A 21275-nucleotide genomic window follows, 5' to 3' on the forward strand; every position below is an offset into this window, starting at 1 on the left:
GGCGCCAACACCCTGCCCGAGCAGTTCGCCGTGACCGTGGTCGACGACAACGGCACCACTGCCACCGGTTCTCTCGATGTGAACATCGTCGACGACTTGCCCAACGCCGTGGGCGACAGCAATGGCACCGCCTCGGAAACCCAGCTGACCCTCAACGGCAACGTGCTGAGCAACGACGTGCAAGGTGCTGACCGGGTAACGATCGGCGAAAACGCCGGCCCTATCACCCCCGGCACCTTCACCGGCACCTACGGCACCCTGGTGCTGAATGCCAACGGCACTTACACCTACACCCTGAACACCAGCGATGCCGACTTCCAGGCGTTGCACGGCGGCGGCAATGGCACGGAAACTTTCGCCTATACGCTGACAGACGCCGATGGCGACAGCAGCACCGCCAACCTGGTACTCAACGTCTACAACAACGACGATCCGGTGACCCTCAACGGCCTCAACGTGTATGGCGGTGAGCTGACGGTCTACGAAAAAAATCTCGGTGACGGCAGCAACCCCAACGCATCGGCCCTGACCCAGAGCGGGACGTTTACCGTCACCGCCCTCGATGGCTTGCAAACCCTGACCGTCGGCGGCATCACTGTCGTCAGCGGTGGTGTGGCCGCCGGTTTTCCGCAATCGATCACTACGCCGCTGGGCAGCACCCTGACCATTACCGGGTTCAATGCCGCCACTGGTGTGGTGAGTTACAGCTACACCCTCAACGATAACGAAGCCCATCCAACCGCCAACGGCGCCAATAGCCTGACCGAGAACTTCAACGTCGTCGCTACCGACAGCGATGGCGACAGTGCAACCGGGCAGATCAACGTCAATATCGTCGACGACCTGCCGAAAGGCGTGTACGACAGCAATGCATCAACGGCTTCGGAAACTCTGCAGACCCTCAACGGCAACGTGCTGAGCAACGACGTGCAAGGTGCTGACCGGGTAACGATCGGCGAAAACGCCGGCCCTATCACCCCCGGTACCTTCACCGGCACCTACGGCACCCTGGTACTGAATGCCAATGGCACTTACACCTACACCCTCAACACCAGCGATGCCGACTTCAAAGCCCTGCACGGCGGTGGCGACGGCACCGAAACCTTCACCTACACAATCACCGATTCGGACGGCGACAGCAGCACCGCCAATCTGGTGCTCAACGTCTACAACAACGACGATCCGGTGACCCTCGACGGCCTCAACGTGTATGGCGGTGAGCTGACGGTCTACGAAAAAAATCTCGGCGACGGCAGCACCCCCAACGCATCGGCCCTGACCCAGAGCGGCACCTTCACCGTCACTGCACTGGACGGTGTAACGACCCTGACTGTCGGCGGTATCGCCGTGGTCACCGCTGGCGTGGCCACCGGCTTCCCGCAATCGATCACCACCCCACTGGGCAGTACCCTGACCATTACCGGGTTCAACGCCGTCACCGGCGTGGTCAGCTACAGCTACACCCTCAACGATAACGAAGCGCATCCGACCGCCAACGGCGCCAACACCCTGCCTGAGCAGTTCGCCGTGACCGTGGTCGATGACAACGGCACGACCGCCACGGGCAGCCTCGATGTGAACATCGTCGACGACCTGCCGAAAGGCGTGGACGACAGCAATGCATCAACGGCTTCGGAAACCCAGCTGACCCTCAACGGCAACGTGCTGAGCAACGACGTGCAAGGCGCGGACCGCGTGCCGCTCGGTGAAAACAGCGGGCCGATCACCCCCGGCACCTTCACCGGCACCTACGGCACCCTGGTGCTGAATGCCAATGGCACTTACACCTACACCCTCAACACCAGCGATGCCGACTTCAAAGCCCTGCACGGCGGTGGCGACGGCACCGAAACCTTCACCTACACAATCACCGATTCGGACGGCGACAGCCGTACCGCCTACCTGGTGCTCAACGTCTCCAACAACGACAATCCGGTGACCCTCGACGGCCTCAACGTGTATGGCGGTGAGCTGACGGTCTACGAAAAAAATCTCGGCGACGGCAGCAACCCCAACGCGTCGGCCCTGACCCAGAGCGGCACCTTCACCGTCACTGCACTGGACGGTGTAACGACCCTGACTGTCGGCGGTATCGCCGTGGTCACCGCTGGCGTGGCCACCGGCTTCCCGCAATCGATCACCACCCCACTGGGCAGCACCCTGACCATCACCGGGTTCAACGCGGCGAGCGGGGTGGTCAGTTACAGCTACACCCTCAACGACAATGAAGCGCACCCGACCGCCAACGGTGCCAACACCCTGCCTGAGCAGTTCGCCGTGACCGTGGTCGATGACAACGGCACGACCGCCACGGGCAGCCTCGATGTGAATATCGTCGACGACCTGCCGAAAGGCGTGTACGACAGCAATGCATCAACGGCTTCGGAAACTCTGCTGACCCTCAACGGCAACGTGCTGAGCAACGACGTGCAAGGTGCTGACCGGGTAACGATCGGCGAAAACGCCGGCCCTATCACCCCCGGCACCTTCACCGGCACCTACGGCACCCTGGTACTGAATGCCAATGGCACTTACACCTACACCCTCAACACCAGCGATGCCGACTTCAAAGCCCTGCACGGCGGTGGCGACGGCACCGAAACCTTCACCTACACAATCACCGATTCGGACGGCGACAGCAGCACCGCCAATCTGGTGCTCAACGTCTACAACAACGACGATCCGGTGACCATCGACGGCCTCAACGTGTATGGCGGTGAGCTGACGGTCTACGAAAAAAATCTCGGCGACGGCAGCACCCCCAACGCATCGGCCCTGACCCAGAGCGGCACCTTCACCGTCACCGCTCTCGATGGCTTGCAAACCCTGACCGTCGGCGGCATCACTGTCGTCAGCGGTGGTGTGGCCGCCGGCTTCCCGCAAACCGCCGTCACGCTACTGGGCAGCACCCTGACCATCACCGGTTACAACCCGGCGACCGGGGTAATCAGCTACAGCTACACCCTGAACGATAACGAAGCCCATCCAACCGCCAACGGCGCCAACAGCCTGACCGAGAACTTCAACGTCGTCGCTACCGACAGCAATGGCGACACAGCGACCGGGCAGATCAACGTCAACATCGTCGATGACTTGCCGAGCGCCAAACCTGACTCGTCGTCGGTAGTGGAGGGCGGCACCGTCAACATCAGTGTGCTGGGTAATGACGCCAGCGGCGCCGATGGTCCGGCGACGGTGGTCGGCGTGCGTGCCGGCGGCAACACCTCGACCTCGGCCATCGGCGGACTGGGTAACCAGATCAACGGCACCTATGGCTACCTGACCCTCGATGCCAACGGCAACGCGGTGTATCACAGCAACCAGGATTCCGTCGGCGATCCGGGCGCCACTGACACGTTCACCTACACCGTGCGTGATGCCGATGGCGATGAAAGCACCACCACCATCACCATCGACGTGGCCAGCAGCACGATCAAGGCCAACCCCGATAGCGACGTGACGGTCTACGAAAAAGCCCTCGACCTGAGCAAGGACGGGCTGGACCTGGTCGCCGGTACGGTCACCGGCAGCGATCCGGGCAACACTGGCGAAACCGCGTTCGGGACCCTGGTCGGTTCGGTCTCGGGTGCCAGCGGCGCGCTCACCTACACCCTGGTCGGCAGCGCCACAGGCACCTACGGAAAGATCCTGATCAACCCCGACGGCAGCTATACCTACACCCTGACCTCGGCTCCGAAAACCTTGCCGAATGCCAACGACGGGCCGAACAGCCTGAGTGAAAGCTTCACCTACAAAGCCACCGATGCGCTGGGCAACAGCAGCACCAGCACCATCGTGGTCAACATTGTCGATGACGTGCCCAAGGCGGTGGCAACGGATCGCTCGGTGGCGGCGGTGGAGATCGATTCCAACCTGCTGATCGTGCTCGACGTCTCCGGCAGCATGGCTGACCCATCCGGCGTGTCGGGCCTGTCGCGCCTGGCCCTGGCCAAGCAGGCCATCAGTGCCTTGCTGGATAAATACGATGACCTCGGCGATGTGAAAGTGCAGCTCGTCACCTTCAGCAGCAGCGCTACCGACATGACCTCTGTGTGGGTCGATGTCGCGACCGCCAAGACACTGCTGGCCAGCCTCACCGCGAACGGCGGGACCAACTACGACGCGGCCGTGGTGACCATGCAGGCCGCGTTCAACACCTCGGGCAAACTGACCGGTGCGCAAAACGTCGGCTACTTCTTCTCCGACGGCAAGCCCACCACCGGCCAGGAAATCGGCACCGCCGACGAAACCGCGCTGAAAGCCTTCCTCGATGCCAACAACATCAAGAACTACGCGATCGGCCTGGGCAGTGGCGTGAGCAACGCCAACCTCGATCCGCTGGCCTACGACGGCATCAGCCACACCAACACCAATGCGGTGGTGGTCACTGACCTCAACCAACTCAACTCGGTGCTGTCCGGCACCGTGGTCGGCTCACCGGTCACCGGTTCGTTGCTGGGTGAGGGCGGCACGTTCGGCGCTGATGGCGGTTTCATCAAATCCATCGTGGTCGACGGCACTACCTACACTTACGATCCAAACGCCCTCAGCGGTCAGGGTTCGTTGACGTCAAGCGGCGGCACCAACCACGGCACCTTCAACACCGTGAACAACACGGTGAGCATCGCCACCAACAACGGCGGCACGTTGGTGATCAACCTCGACACTGGCGATTACAACTACACCTCGCAGAAAACCACTGCGGTGGTGATCACCGAGAACATCGGCTTCACCGCCAGCGACAACGATGGCGACCTCGCCAGCTCGACGCTGACCGTGAAAGTGATCCCCAACGCGCCTCCGGTGGCGGTGGACGACCACGTCATCACCAACGTGCTCTCGGGCACCATCGTGGTGCCGGGCGAACTGTTGCTGGCCAATGACACCGACCCCAATGGCGACCAACTTTCGGCGACACCGACCTCGTTCAACACCGGCTGGGTCGTGAAAGGCGCGGACTTCACCGGCACCGGCGCGATCAGCTTCGCCGGCGAAAACAACAACCCCGGCAACCAGAATCTGGCCAACGTGCGCAACGCCTTTGCGGCCAACGCGGCGACCATGACGGCGCTGCTGGTGGTCAGTGGTTATCTTGGCGCAGCGAACAACTCCAATGGCAACAATGAAGACTTCATCACGGTCAAGCTGAATCAAGGTGAGACACTCAACCTCAATCACAACCTGGATGACGGGCACATCACGATGGAGTATTCGCTCAACGGTGGGGCGTTCGTAAGCATCGCCGATGGTGACACCATCACCGCAGGCGCCGATGGCACTTACCAGATCCACGTGACCAACATCGCCAATTCCAGTGGCGGCAATAAGAATGGGGCGGAAAACTACGAACTGACCATGACCGTCAACTACGCCGGAGCACACGAAGTCACCACGGACTACCACGGCACCTACACCGCCAACGACAACCACGGCGGCAGCGACTCGGCCAACCTGACCATCAGCTATCAGGACGGCCATACCCTCACCGGTACCAGTGGGGATGACGTACTGGTGGCGGGCACGGGCAACAACATCATCAATGCCGGCGACGGCAACGATGTGCTCACTGCCGGTTCCGGCAACAACGAGCTGCATGGTGGCGCCGGCAATGATCTGCTCTTCAGCGGCCAGGGCAATGACATCCTTGATGGCGGCACGGGTATCGACACGGCCAGTTACGCCCACGCCACGGCTGGGGTGACGGTCGGCCTCAGCCTGCCGGGTGGGCAAAACACTCTCGGTGCCGGCATTGACACCCTGACCGGTATCGAAAACCTCATCGGCTCGAACTTCAACGACACCCTGACCGGCGACAACACTAACAACATGATCAATGGCGGTCTTGGCAACGACATCCTCAGCGGCGGGGGCGGCGATGACTTGCTGATTGGTGGCCTGGGCAATAACACCCTGACCGGGGGGGCGGGGAGCGATACCTTCCAGTGGTTCAAGGGCAACAGTGGCCATGACGTGATCACTGATTTCACGCCCGGCACCGACAAACTCGACCTGTCGCAACTGCTGCAAGGGGAAAACGGCACCACGGCTTCGCTGGATGACTACCTGCACTTCACCGTCACCGGCAGCGGGCCATCGACAGTGACCAGCATCGACGTCAGCGCCATGGCCGGTGCCGCGCCGAACCAGACCATCGACCTGGCCGGCGTCGATCTCGCCAGTCAATACGGTGTAACGCCAGGCGCAGGTGGGGTGATCGCGGGTGGACATGACACGGGGACCATTATCAATGGCATGCTCAACGATCATTCGTTGAAGGTGGATACCGTGTGACCTGAAAACCCGCTAAAGAACCCGTCATTCCTGTTAAGGGGAGGCGGGTTTTTTGCTACCCGGGACAATGCTCGATACCCGGTCAGTGGTTAGAAAACCTGGGCTCCCCGATCAATCGACCCATGGCCCCGAATATTCCCAACTCACGGATTACCTCCAGTTCCCCACGCGTCTCGATCATTTCCGCAATCAGCGGCAAATCTATGCTGTGGGTCGCGCGAAAGATCGCGTCGATGAACAGCCGTTTGTCAGGCTGCTCGTCGATGTTGCGGATGTAGGCTCCATCGATTTTCAGGTACGCCAAGCCCAATTGGGTCAGGTTGCCGATCTGGCTGAAGCGCCCGCCAAAGTGTTGCAGGCCGACTCGATAACCGGTCTTGAGCAATGTGCTGCAAAGGTTCTGCAGCACTTCGGGGGATGGCAACTGGCGCTCGTCGATTTCCAGGGTCAACAGCGGCGCCAGTTCGGGAAGGGATTCGAGCAGGTCGAGAATTGTTCGCCATTGCACCGGGTCGCGCAGGGTGCTCCCGGACAGGCTCAATGCCAAGGGGCTGCGGTTGACCACCAGCTCGTCCAGCGTGGCTTCGAGCATCGCCAGGTCGAACCGTCCCGACCAGCCGAGACGCTCGATCCACGGCAGGAAATGCCCTGCGGCAATCGCTTCGCCCTGCGGGTCGAGCAGGCGTGCGAGTACTTTGTGATGCAGCATCTGGCGGGTGTCGGCGCATTGCACGACGGGCTGAAAGTACAGCTGCACTTTGCCATGGGTCAGGGCGTCGTCGATCCAGGTGCGCCAGTCGTGCTGGGAGTGATTGGGTGCGGTGTCACGATGGCTCAAATGAACCCAGGGACGTTCGGGATGCTGCCGGGACTCCGTCAGCGCCTGATCAAGGCGCAGGAGAACGGTGCTGATCGGCTCACCGGGGCGGTAGGCGACAACGCCCAGATGGGCGACCGGCATGCAATCGCTGGCGCCGGTCAGGCGCAGGTTCTCCAGGCTGACGCTGACATCGGCGGCCAGGCGTGCGGCACTTTCAGCATCCAGACCTGGTGTCAGCAGGCTGAATTCGCCGCCACGATTGCGCGCCGCCAGCCAGGTTCGACGCTCCGGCAATTGAGTCAGGCGCTTGAGCAATTCGCCGACGGCAGTGATCAGCGCATCAGTCCGTTGGCCACCCAGGCGCTGGTTGAGGCCGTTCAGGTCGTTGATTCGCAACATCAGCAAATGGCCGTCACGGTTCTGTTCGCACACGCGTAAATGGTCGGCCAGTTGCTCGTCGAGCAGGCGTCGGTTGGCCAGGCCGGTGAGGCTGTCCAGATAGGATTCGGCCCGCAGTTTTTCGCTGCGTGCAGCCTCCTCGACGAAAAGCGCCTTGAGCTTCTCGACCATCTGGTTCATCGCCAGCACGACCCGTTTCAATTCCGGTGTGCGCGGCAGTTTCGGCAGACTGAGAAATTCGCGCTTGCTGATGGCCTCGGCTTGTCGGACCATGCTGTCGAGTGGGCGAAATTGCCGGCGCAGCATCCATCCTCCAATCACGGCGCTGAACAGCCCGCAAAGTAGTAGCCAGATCAGACTGCCCAGGGTGCTTTCCCAGAGCTTGGCCAGGGCGAATTGCGGATTGCTCAGCACTTCGACCCGTGCCAGTTGTTCCCAGCCGCGCATGATAAGGGCATCGCCGCCTTCCGGGCGCAGGTTGACCAGGTTGACGAACCAGTCAGGCACACCGTCGATTTTTGTTGGTGCGGAGCGTTCCACAAGGGGTTGCTGATCCTTGAGCCTGATGACGCGGATGCTGCTGAAATAGCCGCTGTCGAAAATCGAACTGACCATCAGCTCCATCATTGCCGGGTCATCGACCTGTGCCGTCAGCGACAGCCCCAACGCGGTGGCCGCGTCTTGGGCGTGGGCGCGCAGTTGGCTGAGCGTTTGTTCGCGGGAGCTTTCCAGGCTGGCAAAAAAACTGCCGCTGAACGCCACCAGCAGGAACAGGCAGATTGCCAGGAACAACTGTTTTCGCAGTGTCATGCTTCGCTCCTTGCCAAGGCGGTTAGCCGTCGCCGATGTCGAACCCTTCGGCCTGCATCTTTTTCAACACGTCCTGCCAGCGCGACAGCTTTTTCGAGTCGCTGCTGCGCTGGCCGCCGTTTTTGCCCGGCAGGTACAGGCCTTCGGCATTGAAGGCGTACACCGGCAGCAAGTCTTTGCGTTGGGAGGCGGGGCGGATATCGCCGATCAGGTTGTCCAGCACCAGTGGTTCGCTCGTGGGGGTGCTGTAGAACGTCAACACCATGTGCGCCTGGTTCTGGCTCAAGGCCTTGACGTAGGTGATGCGCAGTTTTTCGCTGGGAATACCAAGCCGGCGCAGGCTGAAATACTTCGCCAGAGCATAGTCTTCGCAATCGGCGGCGCCCTTGATCAGTGCTTCGACGGGCGTGGCCCAATAATCGGTCTGTTGCCAGATGCGCGTGTCGTCCTGGAAGTTCAGCTGTTGATCGAAGAAGCGGTTCACCACGTTGAGCTGTTCGCGTTCGGGGGCGCCGCGTGCACTTTGCAGCATTTGACTCCAGGCCTCGATCCGACCTCGCGCCGGTCCAAGGGGGCCGTAGCGCTTTTCAACGGTTTGCAGGATCTGCGCAAAATCCCAGTCGGCCCGGACCCCGTTGCATACGGTCAGTACCAAACCAGCCAGCAGCAACCAGCCGCCGAGCCGAAGTCGGAGCGTTGGCCATCCTGGACTACGCAGACTGCGGGCCATGTCTGGCTGCTCGAGTGTAGGTTTGTGAAGTTTAGGTGGAGTTTTGGGCGCGGTAGGTCAGGTCGTCGGACGGGGCTCGCCACAAATGGCTATGGGAGACTTCAGGATTTGCGCAGGGTTTTCTGCTTGAGGATGTAAATCGTCACCAGCACTGCACTAGTCAGCATGAAGCACCGTGCCCAATACAGCGGTACCAGGTAGCAGGAGAACAGGATACTCGGCCACATCAGGCCAATGGCGTAGACCTTGCCCTTGAGCGGAATGCCATTGCCGTTGAGGTAATCGCGGATCCACGGGCCAAGCCGTGGATGCTCGACCAGCCATTGATAAAAGCGCGGCGAACTGCGGGCGAAGCAGGCGGCCGCCAGCAGCAGGAAAGGGGTGGTGGGCAATACCGGCAGGAAAATCCCGATCACCCCCAGCGTCACGCTCAGCCAGCCGGTGGCCAGCAGCACGTAGCGCAACATCAGGGGGCGGTTGCCTATGGGGTTGTCCATAGGCAGAACCTTAGTGGTGGCGGGGCTTGAGAATCGCCGGTTTTTCGTCTGGCGCGTTGCACAACAGGTACAGCGCGGTCAGGGCTTCCGGGATCTGCACGATCATGTCGTCCATCAGGTTGGCATCTTTGGCGATGTCTTCGAACTCCGGCTGCTCGTCGAACAGGCCCGAACCGACCATGATCGGCAGCAGCATTTCGCTGACTTCGTCTTCGGCGGTTTCGAACCAGGCCGCTTCGCGCAGGAATACGCCTTCCATGAAGCCGATGCACCAGCCGCGCAGGTCGGAATCGTCCGGCTCGTCGCCCAAGTCCAGGTCGCATGGCAGTTCAAATTCTTCATCGGAGGCCAGCTGGCGAGCGATGTGGGCCTTGAGGCCGATCAGGGTGGCTTCGATCTCTTCGCGCTGGGCTTCGCTGCTGTAATGCGGCTCCTCGGCGAAAAGTGCATCGATCCACTCACGATCAGGAACGACTTCGGAACAGATCGACAGCGCGGTGAGGTAGCCGTGGGCGGCCACGTAGTCCAGCGCCTCGTCATGCAGTTCATCAGCGTCGAGGAAGACTTGCAGGCGGGTTAGTTGCTCAGCGAAGGACATTAAAGGACTACCTTGGGGAATGTTCGATGCGGGAATTCTAGGCCTTCTTGAGCACTTGGGCCAGCCGCACGGCATATTTGCCCGTTTGTGGGAGCTGCTCCCCTTGCAGTTCGGTCAAGCGCTACCCCTGTGGAAGCGAGCTTGCTCGCGATAGCGATGGTTCAGGCGAAATCAATGTTGACTGTGATGGCCTCATCGCGAGCAAGCTCGCTCCCACAGTTTTTTATGCACATCGGGTTTGCCGGTGTCTTATCAGCGGTGCCCTTTGCCGGACGGGGCTCGGGTATACTCGCGCGTTTTGTGATGCCCTGCTGGCGTCACGGCTGAAATGTGAAGCGTCATGCAATGCGCACTTACGATTTGTCGGTGCAGCGTCGCGGGTTCTGAACCAGCCTTGCAGGGATGTTTCGGTGATTTTTGGAGTTTTTATGCTCGAACAGGCTCAACGCGTCCTCAAGGACATCTTCGGCTACGACAGTTTCCGTGGCCGCCAGGGTGCAATCATTGAGCGCGTGGCCAGCGGCGGCGATGCCCTGGTCCTGATGCCTACCGGCGGCGGCAAGTCCCTGTGCTTCCAGGTTCCGGCGCTGTTGCGCGAAGGCCTGGCCGTGGTGGTCTCGCCGCTGATCGCACTGATGGACGATCAGGTCGCTACCCTCGAAGAACTGGGCGTGGCCGCCGCCGCGTTGAACTCCACCCTCAGTGCCGAACAGCAACGCGACCTCGCCGCCCGTATCCGCCGCGGTGAAGTGAAAATGCTCTATCTGGCGCCGGAGCGCCTGGTCCAGCCGCGTATGTTGTCCTTCCTGCAGGGCCTGGACATCTCCCTGTTCGCCATCGACGAAGCGCACTGCGTGTCGCAATGGGGTCACGATTTCCGCCCGGAATACCTGCAACTGGGTCAGTTGGCGGAAATGTTCCCCGACGTGCCGCGCATCGCCCTGACCGCCACGGCTGACAAGCGCACCCGGGAAGAAATCGTCACCCGGCTGCACCTGCAGGACGCCGAGCGCTTCCTGTCGAGCTTTGACCGGCCGAACATTTTTTATCGCATCGTGCCCAAGGAACAGCCGCGCAAGCAGTTGCTGGCGTTCCTCGCCGAGCGCCGTAGCGATGCGGGCATCGTGTATTGCCTGTCGCGCAAGAAAGTCGAGGAGGTCGCCGCGTTCCTCAGCGAGCAAGGCTTCCCGGCGCTGCCGTACCACGCCGGGCTACCCAATGATCTGCGGGCCTACCATCAGAAGCGCTTCCTCAATGAGGAAGGCCTGATCATGGTCGCGACGGTGGCGTTCGGCATGGGTATCGACAAGCCCAACGTGCGTTTTGTCGCGCACCTCGATTTACCGAAATCCCTTGAGGCCTATTACCAGGAAACCGGTCGTGGTGGTCGTGACGGTCTGCCGGCGGATGCCTGGATGGCCTACGGTTTGCAAGACGTGGTGATGCTCAAGCAGATGCTGCAGAACTCCGAAGGCGACGAACGCCACAAGCGTCTGGAGCAGCACAAGCTCGACGCCATGCTCTCGCTCTGTGAAGAAACCCGCTGCCGTCGGCAAACGCTGCTGGCCTACTTCGACGAAGACATGCCCGAGCCCTGCGGTCATTGCGACAACTGCGTCGACGGCGTGCAGACCTGGGATGCCACGGAGCCTGCGCGTCAGGCGCTGTCGGCGATCTATCGCACCGGTCAGCGCTACGGCGTCGGGCACCTGGTGGATGTATTGCTGGGCAAGGACAACGAGAAGGTCCGCAGCTTCGGCCATCAGCACCTGTCGGTGTATGGTGTTGGCAAGACGATGGCGGAGGGAGAATGGCGTTCGTTGTTCCGCCAACTGGTAGCCCGTGGTCTGGCGGACATCGACCTCGAAGGTTACGGTGGCCTGCGACTGAGCGACAGCTGCCGGCCACTGCTCAAGGGTGAAGTGACCCTGGAACTGCGCCGCGATCTCAAGGCGCAAACCGTGGCGAAAAGCAGCAAGAGCCAGGCGAGCCAACTCGTCCGTGGCGAGGAGCGTGAACAATGGGAAGCCTTGCGCGCCCTGCGTCGCAAGCTCGCCGAAGAACATGGCGTGCCGCCGTATGTCATCTTCCCCGACTCGACCTTGCTGGAGATGCTGCGCAGCCAGCCGACCTCGCTGGCGGAAATGGCCACGGTCAGCGGCGTCGGCGCGCGCAAGCTGGAGCGTTACGGTGAGGCCTTCCTCGAAGTGCTCGGCGGCCAGGTCGAGGCACCGAAACCGGTGGCCGACGTACGTCACGAACTGATCACGCTGGCGCGGGCCGGGATGACGCCGGTGCAGATCGCCGGTCAATTGCAGTGTTCGGAAAAGAACGTCTACACCATGCTGGCCGAAGCGATCGGCAAGCAGCAGTTGTCGTTGGAACAGGCGCTGGATCTGCCTGAAGACCTGATGGGTGAAGTCCAGGACGCCTTCCTCGACGGCGAAGGCGAGTTGCCGCCGGTTTCCGAGATCGCCGCGCTGTTCTCGGGCCGGGTGCCGGAAGGGGTGTTGTACTGCGTTCGCGCTGCCTTGCAGTCGGAGTTCGAGATTTGAGACATCCGTAGTGCTGATGTAACGATTCACTACAGATCAAGCCTTGCCTCAAGTCGAGGCTCATGCTTAGCTGACTAATAATTAGTTTTTATTTATTTCAGTCTAATCATGAGTGTTTTATGCCGTTAACCGATCAACACCGCTTTGGCATGCAATTGGCCCAGATGTCCCGTGGCTGGCGTGCCGAACTGGACCGCCGACTGGCGGGCATGGGCTTGTCCCAGGCACGCTGGCTGGTGCTGCTGCACCTGGCCCGTTTCGAAGAAGCACCGACCCAGCGTGAGCTGGCACAAAGCGTCGGCGTCGAAGGTCCGACCCTGGCCCGTTTACTCGACAGCCTGGAAAGCCAGGGCCTGGTGCAACGCCAGGCAGTGCTGGAAGACCGTCGGGCGAAGAAAATCGTGCTCTGCGCGCCAGCGCGTCCCTTGATCGAACAAATTGAAACCATTGCCACGCAACTGCGTCACGAACTGTTCGAAGGCGTCGATGAGGCGGATTTGAAGGTGTGCATGCGGGTTCACGGGCACATCCTGGGCAACCTTGAAAAGTCTTGAGGCATAACCGAACGCCAGGTTTTTGAGAGACTGCATTGGACAGACTATAAGAACTACTCGGCAATATCGTGTTCGTAACGGATGTACGAACCCGTGCGGATGGTTTCTGTAGATCTCAAGGATGCTCATGCTCAAGTGTTGGCGATTGGTTTTACGCGGTGGTTCTCAGTGGTTGCTGGCCGGGGCCGCGGTCACTTATTCGGCATGGGCACCTGCGCTGGGCCTGGGTGAAATCACCCTGCATTCGGCGCTGAATCAACCGCTGCGTGCCGATATTGCACTGGTGGATGCTGCTGGCGTGGAGGAAAACCAGCTGTCGGTGAGCCTGGCAACGGCAGACGAGTTCAGCCGTGCCGGGGTCGACCGGGCGTTTTTCCTCAGCAACCTGAAGTTCACCCCGGTGTTGCGCGGTAATCGCAGCGTGATCCAGGTGACCTCCAACAAACCGGTGAGTGAGCCGTTCCTGAATTTCCTCGTGCAGCTCAATCAGCCTAATGGGCGATTGCTGCGTGAGTACACGTTACTGATCGATCCGCCGGGTGCGCCTGGGGTTGTTCCCGCCGCTGATGAAGCGGCATCCGGTTCCCCGGCGTCCGCATTCCCCCGTGTGAAACCGGTCGTGGCGCCGTCACCCGTGGCCAGGACGACACCGGAAACGGACGTCGCAGTGGTTGATCCCGCTGTCGAACAACTGGCCGCCAGCGCCCTGCAAAACCACCAGTTGCAAACCACTGTCGATGAGCTCAACGCGAAGCTTCAAGACCAGGATGAGCTGATCGCCGGCCAGAAAAAACATTTGGCCGAACTGCAAACCCAACTCGCGGAGCTCAAGAAGGTAAAGGCCCAACCGGTTGCTTCCGACGTGGCGACGCCAGCCCCCGTTATTGCTGAGAACCCCGGGATTGGCTGGCTGCCGATTGCCGGTTTGTCGGCGCTGATAGCGTTGCTGGCGCTGGGCTGGTTTGTTCGCCGCCAGCAGCATCAAGCCACAGCGTCAGAGGCGCTGCCGTCGCAGCATGAACCGCTGGCTGAGCTCTTTACCGAGCCAGTGATGTGGCCCTCCGTCATGCAACCATCCACTGTGCATCGCGACGGGGGGCCGGCCAACGATGAGCTTGAGCGGGTCGATAGTCATCATTCCGTCCCGGTCGCTGTTGCCATGGCGGTGGTTCCGGGTTTGGCGATATCCGGCGAATCCGCTATGGACGATGAGTACCGGCTCAACCTGGAGGAGCTGTCCATGGCGTCGAGTTGGGACGTGATCAGTCTGACCGAGAACCCGCAGCCGGCGGTTCTGGCCATGATCGAGCCTGAGTTCGAGTTGGAGATGCAACCCGTTGCGCCGTCTCGACAGCCTCCGGTCGGGCTATCATAGCGGCGTCGTCAAACTCTGGAGTCAGGTCCCATCATGACCGTCAGCAAACCGGAAATCATCATCACCTACTGCACGCAATGCCAATGGCTGTTGCGTGCGGCCTGGCTGGCCCAGGAACTGCTCAGCACCTTTGGTGATGACTTGGGCAAAGTCTCCCTGGTGCCGGGCACCGGCGGGGTCTTTCATATCTACTGTGGCGCCGTGCAGATCTGGGAGCGCAAGGCGGACGGTGGCTTCCCCGAGGCCAAAGTGCTCAAGCAGCGGGTCCGCGACCAGATCGATCCGGACCGCGACCTGGGGCACAACGACCGCACTCAATGAGACGCGGCCTCGGCTGCAATGGCTTTCTTGCTTGTGCCACTTGAGAACCGGCTGGAGACCACAATCGCCACAATGATCAGCGCCCCCCCCAGCAACATGCGCAGGGTCGGGTTTTCGTTGAACAGCAGCCAGGCGACGGTGATGCCATAGACCGGCTCCAGGGCGAAAACCACGGCGGCAGTGCGTGCCTTGATCACCGCGAGGCTGGCGACGAACAGGCTGTGGGCAACACCAGTACAGAACACACCGAGCAGACCGATCCACAGCCAGTCGATGGCGCGCACTTCGCTCAATTGAGGCGCCGCCACCGGCAGCAGGCACAGGGCAACCACCACGTTCTGGTACAGCGCCGCCTGTACCGGTGGAACTCGCCCGGAGCTGGCACGGTTGGTCAGTGACAGCAGGGCGAACAACAATCCGGAACCCACGGCCCACAGCAGGCCGGTGGTGGCGCCGCTGGCGAGGTCAAAATCGGGCGTGACCAACACCAGGCCGACGCTAACCAGCAGCACCAGCACGATCTCATTGGCGCGAATGCGCTCGCGGAAGATCAACCCTTCGAGGATCACGGTAAAGGCCGGGAAACTGGCGAAACCGAGCGTCGCAATCGCCACGCCTGCGACTTTCACCGCAATGAAGAAGCTCACCCAGTGTCCGGCCAGCAACAAGCCGCTGAGCAACAGCCGGCGCCAGTCGATGGCCTCGAGTTTCTGCCAGCGTGTCTGGCTGGCGAACCGTGCAAAAAACGCCAGCGCGAGCACGGCGAAAGCGGCACGGCCGAAAACGATGATCGCCGGGGACGCAGCGGCCAGTTTGCCGAACACACCGGTCAGGCCGAACATCAATGCGCCTATATGCAAGGCGCCAAGGGCGGTACGGGGAGTCATTGCAATCCTTAACGACAAACGAACAGAGGCCTCATTGAAGCGCGTAATGGCCCATCAAGTCTGTCGGCAAACTCGCGTTATTTGTCGCCAGCCTCGCGCCGCAGTTTTCCGGGGGATACCCCGAACTCGCGCAGCACCGCCGCCGCAAAGGCACTCTGGGAGCTGTAGCCGACGCGGCTGGCAATCTCGCCGATGGGCAACGCCGAATTGCGCAGCAAGCCCACCGCGATGTGCAGGCGTCGGCTGCGGATATAGTCCATCGGCGTCTGCCCGCATTCGGTCACGAACCGCGCATGCAAACGGGCACTGGAAAGGCCGGCGACCCGGGCCAGGTCGGCCACTTGCAAGGGGTATGCCGCGTACTGATCGATGTGTGCGTTCAGCGCCGCATAGGGCAGGCGCCGACCGCCGACGGCCTCGGGCCTGGCGTTGTTGAGACTGGCCAGCAAAAGCACCGCGCCTTGTTGAGCGATCAGCGGATCATCGACCGGACTGTTCGCCAGCCAACTGACCAATTGGCTTTGCCCGGCGTCCAGGGGCAGGCGCCCGGGGTTGTCGAGCAGGCGTCGGCTGGAGTCGGCGTGATCGCCCAACGACTGGGCAACCCATTGTTCGCTGGGGACATCCAGCACCAGGCAACGGCTGCCATTGGTGCTGCCACACGCGTGATGCGCTCCGGAGGGCACCACCACGAAACTCTGCTGGACTACCTGACTGCCACGGCCGTCGACCTCGAAATCCAGGGCGCCCGAGAGCCCGAACACCAGTTGTGCGTGTTCGTGGCTATGGACGATCAGGTCGTGGCTGTATTGACGAAGCGTGAGGATCGGTCTCATCGCGGGTCTCCCGGTTCAGGGCGTCAGTCTACACCGAGCGGGCCAACAAGCGCTGTCACAGGACTGACTTGACGCTGTCATGGACCATTAACCGGGCCGGGGCAGACTTGGCAAAACTTGTCAGAGGGTTGCCCATGACCAGCGCCGAGCTCGCCAAACCCACCCGTAAGCAACGCGTACGGACTCTATGGATTTCCGACGTGCATTTGGGCACCCGGGATTGTCAGGCTGAACACCTGTCGCAGTTTCTCAAGAGCTACCACGCAGACAAGATCTACCTGGTCGGCGACATCATCGACGGCTGGAAACTGCGCGGCGGCATGTACTGGCCGCAAGCGCACACCAACGTCATCCGCCGCCTGTTGACCATGAGCAAGCGTGGCACCGAGGTGATCTACGTCACCGGTAACCACGACGAATTCCTGCGCCGCTATTCGAAACTGATCCTGGGCAACATCCAACTGGTCGACGAAACCGTGCACGTCACCGCCGACGGCCGGCACCTGTTGGTGATACACGGCGACCAGTTCGATGTGATCACTCGTTACCATCGCTGGCTGGCGTTTCTCGGTGACTCGGCCTACGAATTCACCCTGACCCTCAACCGCTGGCTCAATCATTGGCGCGCGCGATATGGCTACGGCTACTGGTCGCTGTCGGCCTACCTCAAGCACAAGGTGAAAACCGCGGTCAGCTTCATCAGCGACTTCGAAGAAGCCATCGCCCATGAATGCGTCAAGCGCGAGCTGCACGGAGTGGTGTGCGGGCACATTCACCATGCCGAGATTCGCAAGGTCGGCGAGGTGGACTACCTCAATTGCGGCGACTGGGTGGAATCGTGCACCGCGCTGATCGAGCACTGGGATGGCTCGATCGAGTTGTATCGACTGGCGGATGCCCAGGCGCGCGAGGCACAGATGAAGGCGGGCAGGGTTGCGGAGTTGGCCTGATTGATTTGATTTTTGTGGCGAGGGGGCAAGCCCCCTCGCCACAATGGTCGCCATAGGTCATCACTCTGGAGCCTGTTCTACCATCGCCGCCTTGTAGATCGAATTCCTGGGGTGCGCAAACAGGCGCTCCATCATCGGCTCGAAAAAGCTCAACGGCAGCGTGTCGTACGCCGGATCAAACGCTGCCGCATCGTATTTGGCGCAGAACTCGATGGTCGCCTGGTACTGCGGATGGTCCTTGAATTGCTCGCGCAAGTGCCGATCCATACCCAAGTGATGGAAGAAGTAGTAGCCCTGGAAAATCCCGTGCTTTTCCACCATCCACAAGTTCTCGGTGCTGACGAACGGCTTGAGGATCGCCGCCGCGATGTCCGGGTGATTGTAGGTGCCCAGGGTGTCGCCAATATCGTGGAGCAGGGCGCAGACCACGTACTCCTCGTCGCGACCATCGCGCCAGGCGCGGGTGGCGGTTTGCAGGGAGTGGGTCAGACGATCCACCGGGAACCCGCCAAAATCCCCCTCCAGCAACTTCAGGTGCGCCACAATCCGTGCAGGCAATTGTCTTGCGTAGGCACTGAAGTCCGCGGCGATGATCGCCCAGTCTTCCTGTGTGCCGTCCTTCATGTGGGTGAAGCGGGCATTGGCATTCATCGGAAACTCTCTTGTGACGCAAGTCAGCTAGAACGGAACGCGCCCCAGGACCATGTCCCGGTACATGACAAAATCGCCGAGCAGGCTATAGAAGGGGTGTTGGAACGTTGCCGGGCGGTTCTTCTCGAAGAAGAAATGCCCTACCCAGGCAAAGCTGTAGCCTGCCAATGGCAGGGCCCACAACAGCATCCAGGCTCCGCGACCAATGGTCAGCGTCAGAATCAAGATAACCAGGGTCGTGCCGATAAAGTGTAAACGGCGGCAGGTACTGTTGCTGTGCTCACTGAGGTAGTAAGGATAGAACTCAGCGAAGCTGTTGAATCGTTTGACGTTTTCCACGACAGCGATCTCTGTGGTTATTGTTCTTGCTGCAAGTTGTTCTGCGGGTAGCTTAATTGAGTCTAGAGTGATCAATGGCATCAGCCACTGACAATAGGCGCCACTTTAGTATCCTTCGGTCAATAGCCGTAGCATGCGGCCATCATGTAAGAAAACGCCATGAGCGAACGAACGACTTCTGCAAGCTGGGCGATGGGGATTGTCAAAGCGCTGGAGATGGACGGCCTGGATTGCCGGGCTCTGTTCAAGCAGTTGGGGCTCGACTACGCGGCACTGGATGATCCGGACGCACGCTTCCCCCAAGATTCCATGACCCGGTTGTGGCAACGCGCGGTCGAGCTGTCCGGCAACCCGGCTATCGGCCTGAACATGGGCAGGTTGGTGCGACCGGCGCAGTTTCATGTGGCCGGTTACGCCTTGATGTCCAGCCGGACCCTGGCCGAAGGCTTTCAGCGTCTGGTGCGCTATCAGCGGATCATCGCCGAAAGTGCCGACCTGAGTTTCCAGCCGCTGGAAGAGGGCTACGGGCTGATTCTGACCGTGCATGGCGATCATCTGCCGCCGACCCGGCAAAGCGCCGAAGCTTCAATGGCCTGTGCCTTGGCGCTGTGCGGCTGGTTGACCGGGCGTACGTTGCAACCACGCAAAGTGTTGTTGCAAGGTACCGAGCCGGTCAATCTGGAACCCTATAAACAAGCTTTCCATGCACCGCTGGTGTTCAACGCGCCTTACGATGCGCTGATTTTCGAACGCGCCGATATGGAAGCCCCACTGCCGACAGCCAACGAGGCCATGGCGTTGCTGCATGACCGATTTGCCGGCGAGTACCTGGCGCGGTTTTCCGAAAGCCGCGTGACCCACAAGGCGCGGCAGGTGTTGTGCCGCCTGTTGCCCCAAGGCGAACCCAAGCGCGATACCGTGGCGCAGACGCTGCATCTGTCCCAGCGCACCTTGCAGCGGCGCTTGCAGGAAGAGGGTACGAGTTTTCAGGCGCTGCTGGACGATACCCGGCGAGAACTGGCCGAGCAGTACCTGGCACAACCGAACATGACCTTGCTGGAAATTGCCTACTTGCTGGGGTTTGCTGATCCGAGCAACTTCTTCCGTGCTTTCCGGCGCTGGTTCGATGCCACACCCGGCGAGTACCGGATGCGGCTGATGCAAGCACCTGATGCGGTCAATGACGCCAAAATGCCGGAATACAAAGCACAAACACCGTAATGATCTCCAGTCGGCCCAGCAGCATGCCGAACGAGAGAATCCACTTGGCGGCATCCGGCAGGGTGGCGAAGTTGCCCGCCGGGCCGATGGTTTCGCCGAGCCCCGGGCCGACACCGGACACGGTACTGGCCGCGCCGGTGAGGGCAGTCATCCAGTCCACGCCGAGCAGCGACAGCAGCAGCGCGATCACACAGATGGTGATTGCAAAGAAGAACGAAAAGGTCAGGATCGACCGCACGATTTCTTCGTCGAGGCGGTGACCGTTGTACTTCTGCTTGATCACCGCTCGCGGGTGAATCAGCTGGTTAAGGTTAGCCTTGAGCAGGATATAGGCCACCTGGAAGCGGAAAATCTTGATCCCGCCCGCGGTCGAGCCGGAACAACCACCGATAAACCCCAGGTAGAAGAACAGCATCAGCGAGAAATTGCCCCAGAGGCTGTAGTCCCCCAGCGCGAAACCGGTCGTCGTCACCACCGATGTCACATTCAACGCCACATGCCGCAACGCCTCCAGCCAATGCAGCTGGGTAGTCCACCAATACCAGGTGCCGAGCACCAGCCAGGTCACCAGTAGCATGCCGAGCAGGCCTTGAACCTGTTCGTCCTTGATCAGCGCCCGACGGTTTCCGCGCAACGTGGCCACATACAGGGTGAACGGCAGGGCACCGAGAATCATGATGACGATCGCTACCCAATGCACCGCCGGTTGCGGCCACTTGGCCAAAGACTGGTCGGAGGTCGAGAAGCCGCCAGTGGAAATGGCCGACATCGCATGGTTGATGGCGTCGAACGGGCTCATCCCGGCCCACCAGAACGCCAGGCTGCCAACAATGGTTATGCCGACGTAGGCCGCCACGATCAGCCGCGCCACCATGTGTGAGCGGGGCATTACCTTTTCCGAGCGGTCCGACGATTCGGTCTGGAACAGCCGCATGCCGCCGATGCGCAACAGCGGCAGGATCGCCACTGCCATGCCGATGAAGCCGATGCCGCCGATCCAGTGCAGCAACGAGCGCCACATCAGGATGCCGGGGGACATGTTGTCCAGGCCGTTGAGCACGGTTGCGCCAGTGGCGGTGATGCCCGACATGCTTTCGAAGAATGAATCGGTGTAGCTGATGTGCTGGGTCAGCAGGAATGGCAGGGCGGCGAAGATGCACACCACCAGCCAACTGCTGACGGTCAGCAGGTACATGTCTCGGGGGCGCAGGTGAATATGTTCGGGGCGCCCTGGAATCACCAGCGCCAAACCGGCGACAAAGGTGATCATGCTGGCCCAGAGGAACGACGGCAGATCGCTGGTGCGCTCGAAAATGACCAGCGTGGCCATGGGCACGACCATGGAGATCGCCAGCGTGATCAGGAAGATGCCGATGATGAAACCAATGATCCGTAAGGTCGGCAACGCCATGAGGTCCGCTCGGCTGATAGTGGAAAGGGC

16 protein-coding genes are annotated in these 21275 nt (G+C 61.0%); 7 read left to right on the plus strand and 9 right to left on the minus strand.

What is annotated here, in order from left to right; genetic code table 11:
- A partial coding sequence (locus AC3WTM_RS11345; protein WP_492574074.1) for a cadherin-like domain-containing protein occupies positions 1-6291 on the plus strand: 6291 nt, incomplete at its 5' end.
- 82 nt (positions 6292-6373) lie between these two features.
- Here the strand turns inward: AC3WTM_RS11345 and lapD are convergent.
- The 4 genes from lapD to AC3WTM_RS11365 form a co-directional block, all read right to left on the minus strand.
- Positions 6374-8320 carry a cyclic di-GMP receptor LapD gene (gene lapD, locus AC3WTM_RS11350; RefSeq protein ID WP_102669789.1) on the minus strand — a complete coding sequence of 649 codons (1947 nt, stop codon included), beginning with the start codon at positions 8318-8320 and terminating at the stop codon, positions 6374-6376.
- Between the two features lie 22 nt (positions 8321-8342).
- Positions 8343-9050, minus strand: coding sequence for a cysteine protease LapG (gene lapG, locus AC3WTM_RS11355; protein ID WP_102669788.1), 708 nt, complete (start codon positions 9048-9050; stop codon positions 8343-8345).
- A 101-nt stretch (positions 9051-9151) separates the two neighbouring features.
- Positions 9152-9547 carry a YbaN family protein gene (locus AC3WTM_RS11360; RefSeq protein ID WP_102669787.1) on the minus strand — a complete coding sequence of 132 codons (396 nt, stop codon included), beginning with the start codon at positions 9545-9547 and terminating at the stop codon, positions 9152-9154.
- A gap of 10 nt (positions 9548-9557) precedes the next feature.
- A complete protein-coding gene (locus AC3WTM_RS11365) occupies positions 9558-10145 on the minus strand; it encodes a UPF0149 family protein (protein WP_102669786.1) in 588 nt (195 codons plus the stop codon).
- 428 nt (positions 10146-10573) lie between these two features.
- On the opposite strand from AC3WTM_RS11365, the gene recQ reads away from it, so the two are divergent.
- The 4 genes from recQ to AC3WTM_RS11385 all read left to right on the plus strand — a co-directional run bounded on the left by recQ (position 10574) and on the right by AC3WTM_RS11385 (position 14950).
- On the plus strand, positions 10574-12700 hold the full coding sequence (gene recQ, locus AC3WTM_RS11370) for a DNA helicase RecQ (RefSeq protein WP_102669784.1): 2127 nt from the start codon (positions 10574-10576) through the stop codon (positions 12698-12700).
- Positions 12701-12819: 119 nt separating this feature from the next.
- On the plus strand, positions 12820-13254 hold the full coding sequence (locus AC3WTM_RS11375; RefSeq protein ID WP_007984163.1) for a MarR family transcriptional regulator: 435 nt from the start codon (positions 12820-12822) through the stop codon (positions 13252-13254).
- Between the two features lie 127 nt (positions 13255-13381).
- On the plus strand, positions 13382-14629 hold the full coding sequence (locus AC3WTM_RS11380; RefSeq protein ID WP_102669783.1) for a type IV pilus assembly protein FimV: 1248 nt from the start codon (positions 13382-13384) through the stop codon (positions 14627-14629).
- A gap of 33 nt (positions 14630-14662) precedes the next feature.
- A complete protein-coding gene (locus tag AC3WTM_RS11385) occupies positions 14663-14950 on the plus strand; it encodes an Rdx family protein (RefSeq protein ID WP_102669782.1) in 288 nt (95 codons plus the stop codon).
- Here the strand turns inward: AC3WTM_RS11385 and AC3WTM_RS11390 are convergent.
- Together AC3WTM_RS11390 and AC3WTM_RS11395 are read right to left on the minus strand one after the other, a co-directional pair.
- The gene (locus AC3WTM_RS11390) at positions 14944-15837 is read right to left on the minus strand and encodes a DMT family transporter (protein WP_102669781.1); all 894 of its coding nucleotides are present in this window, start codon (positions 15835-15837) and stop codon (positions 14944-14946) included. The genes AC3WTM_RS11385 and AC3WTM_RS11390 overlap by 7 nt on opposite strands.
- Positions 15838-15914: 77 nt before the next feature.
- On the minus strand, positions 15915-16673 hold the full coding sequence (locus AC3WTM_RS11395) for a helix-turn-helix transcriptional regulator (RefSeq protein ID WP_102669780.1): 759 nt from the start codon (positions 16671-16673) through the stop codon (positions 15915-15917).
- 134 nt (positions 16674-16807) lie between these two features.
- Between AC3WTM_RS11395 and AC3WTM_RS11400 the strand changes: the two genes are divergently transcribed.
- Positions 16808-17623 (plus strand): UDP-2,3-diacylglucosamine diphosphatase, encoded by an 816-nt coding sequence (locus AC3WTM_RS11400; protein WP_102669779.1) that lies wholly within the window; start codon positions 16808-16810, stop codon positions 17621-17623.
- Positions 17624-17683: 60 nt separating this feature from the next.
- Here AC3WTM_RS11400 and AC3WTM_RS11405 read toward each other — a convergent pair whose 3' ends face one another.
- Together AC3WTM_RS11405 and AC3WTM_RS11410 are read right to left on the minus strand one after the other, a co-directional pair.
- Positions 17684-18274 carry an HD domain-containing protein gene (locus AC3WTM_RS11405; RefSeq protein ID WP_102669778.1) on the minus strand — a complete coding sequence of 197 codons (591 nt, stop codon included), beginning with the start codon at positions 18272-18274 and terminating at the stop codon, positions 17684-17686.
- Between the two features lie 27 nt (positions 18275-18301).
- Positions 18302-18613, minus strand: coding sequence for an Mpo1-like protein (locus AC3WTM_RS11410; protein WP_008051185.1), 312 nt, complete (start codon positions 18611-18613; stop codon positions 18302-18304).
- A gap of 159 nt (positions 18614-18772) precedes the next feature.
- On the opposite strand from AC3WTM_RS11410, the gene AC3WTM_RS11415 reads away from it, so the two are divergent.
- Positions 18773-19834 (plus strand): AraC family transcriptional regulator, encoded by a 1062-nt coding sequence (locus AC3WTM_RS11415; RefSeq protein ID WP_102669777.1) that lies wholly within the window; start codon positions 18773-18775, stop codon positions 19832-19834.
- Here the strand turns inward: AC3WTM_RS11415 and AC3WTM_RS11420 are convergent.
- Complete coding sequence (locus AC3WTM_RS11420) at positions 19791-21245, minus strand: TrkH family potassium uptake protein (protein ID WP_102669776.1); 1455 nt, start codon at positions 21243-21245, stop codon at positions 19791-19793. The genes AC3WTM_RS11415 and AC3WTM_RS11420 overlap by 44 nt on opposite strands.
- Positions 21246-21275: the final 30 nt, after the last annotated feature.

This window comes from Pseudomonas sp. EU05-FHT14B02, from assembly GCF_058791055.1.

Bases quoted from the DNA above. Each gene is read 5' to 3' on its own strand.
- lapD (WP_102669789.1), bottom strand. From the start codon at position 8,320: ATGACACTGCGAAAACAGTTGTTCCTGGCAATCTGCCTGTTCCTGCTG.
- lapG (WP_102669788.1), bottom strand. From the start codon at position 9,050: ATGGCCCGCAGTCTGCGTAGTCCAGGATGGCCAACGCTCCGACTTCGG.
- AC3WTM_RS11360 (WP_102669787.1), bottom strand. From the start codon at position 9,547: ATGGACAACCCCATAGGCAACCGCCCCCTGATGTTGCGCTACGTGCTG.
- AC3WTM_RS11365 (WP_102669786.1), bottom strand. From the start codon at position 10,145: ATGTCCTTCGCTGAGCAACTAACCCGCCTGCAAGTCTTCCTCGACGCT.
- recQ (WP_102669784.1), top strand. From the start codon at position 10,574: ATGCTCGAACAGGCTCAACGCGTCCTCAAGGACATCTTCGGCTACGAC.
- AC3WTM_RS11375 (WP_007984163.1), top strand. From the start codon at position 12,820: ATGCCGTTAACCGATCAACACCGCTTTGGCATGCAATTGGCCCAGATG.
- AC3WTM_RS11380 (WP_102669783.1), top strand. From the start codon at position 13,382: ATGCTCAAGTGTTGGCGATTGGTTTTACGCGGTGGTTCTCAGTGGTTG.
- AC3WTM_RS11385 (WP_102669782.1), top strand. From the start codon at position 14,663: ATGACCGTCAGCAAACCGGAAATCATCATCACCTACTGCACGCAATGC.
- AC3WTM_RS11390 (WP_102669781.1), bottom strand. From the start codon at position 15,837: ATGACTCCCCGTACCGCCCTTGGCGCCTTGCATATAGGCGCATTGATG.
- AC3WTM_RS11395 (WP_102669780.1), bottom strand. From the start codon at position 16,673: ATGAGACCGATCCTCACGCTTCGTCAATACAGCCACGACCTGATCGTC.
- AC3WTM_RS11400 (WP_102669779.1), top strand. From the start codon at position 16,808: ATGACCAGCGCCGAGCTCGCCAAACCCACCCGTAAGCAACGCGTACGG.
- AC3WTM_RS11405 (WP_102669778.1), bottom strand. From the start codon at position 18,274: ATGAATGCCAATGCCCGCTTCACCCACATGAAGGACGGCACACAGGAA.
- AC3WTM_RS11415 (WP_102669777.1), top strand. From the start codon at position 18,773: ATGAGCGAACGAACGACTTCTGCAAGCTGGGCGATGGGGATTGTCAAA.
- AC3WTM_RS11420 (WP_102669776.1), bottom strand. From the start codon at position 21,245: ATGGCGTTGCCGACCTTACGGATCATTGGTTTCATCATCGGCATCTTC.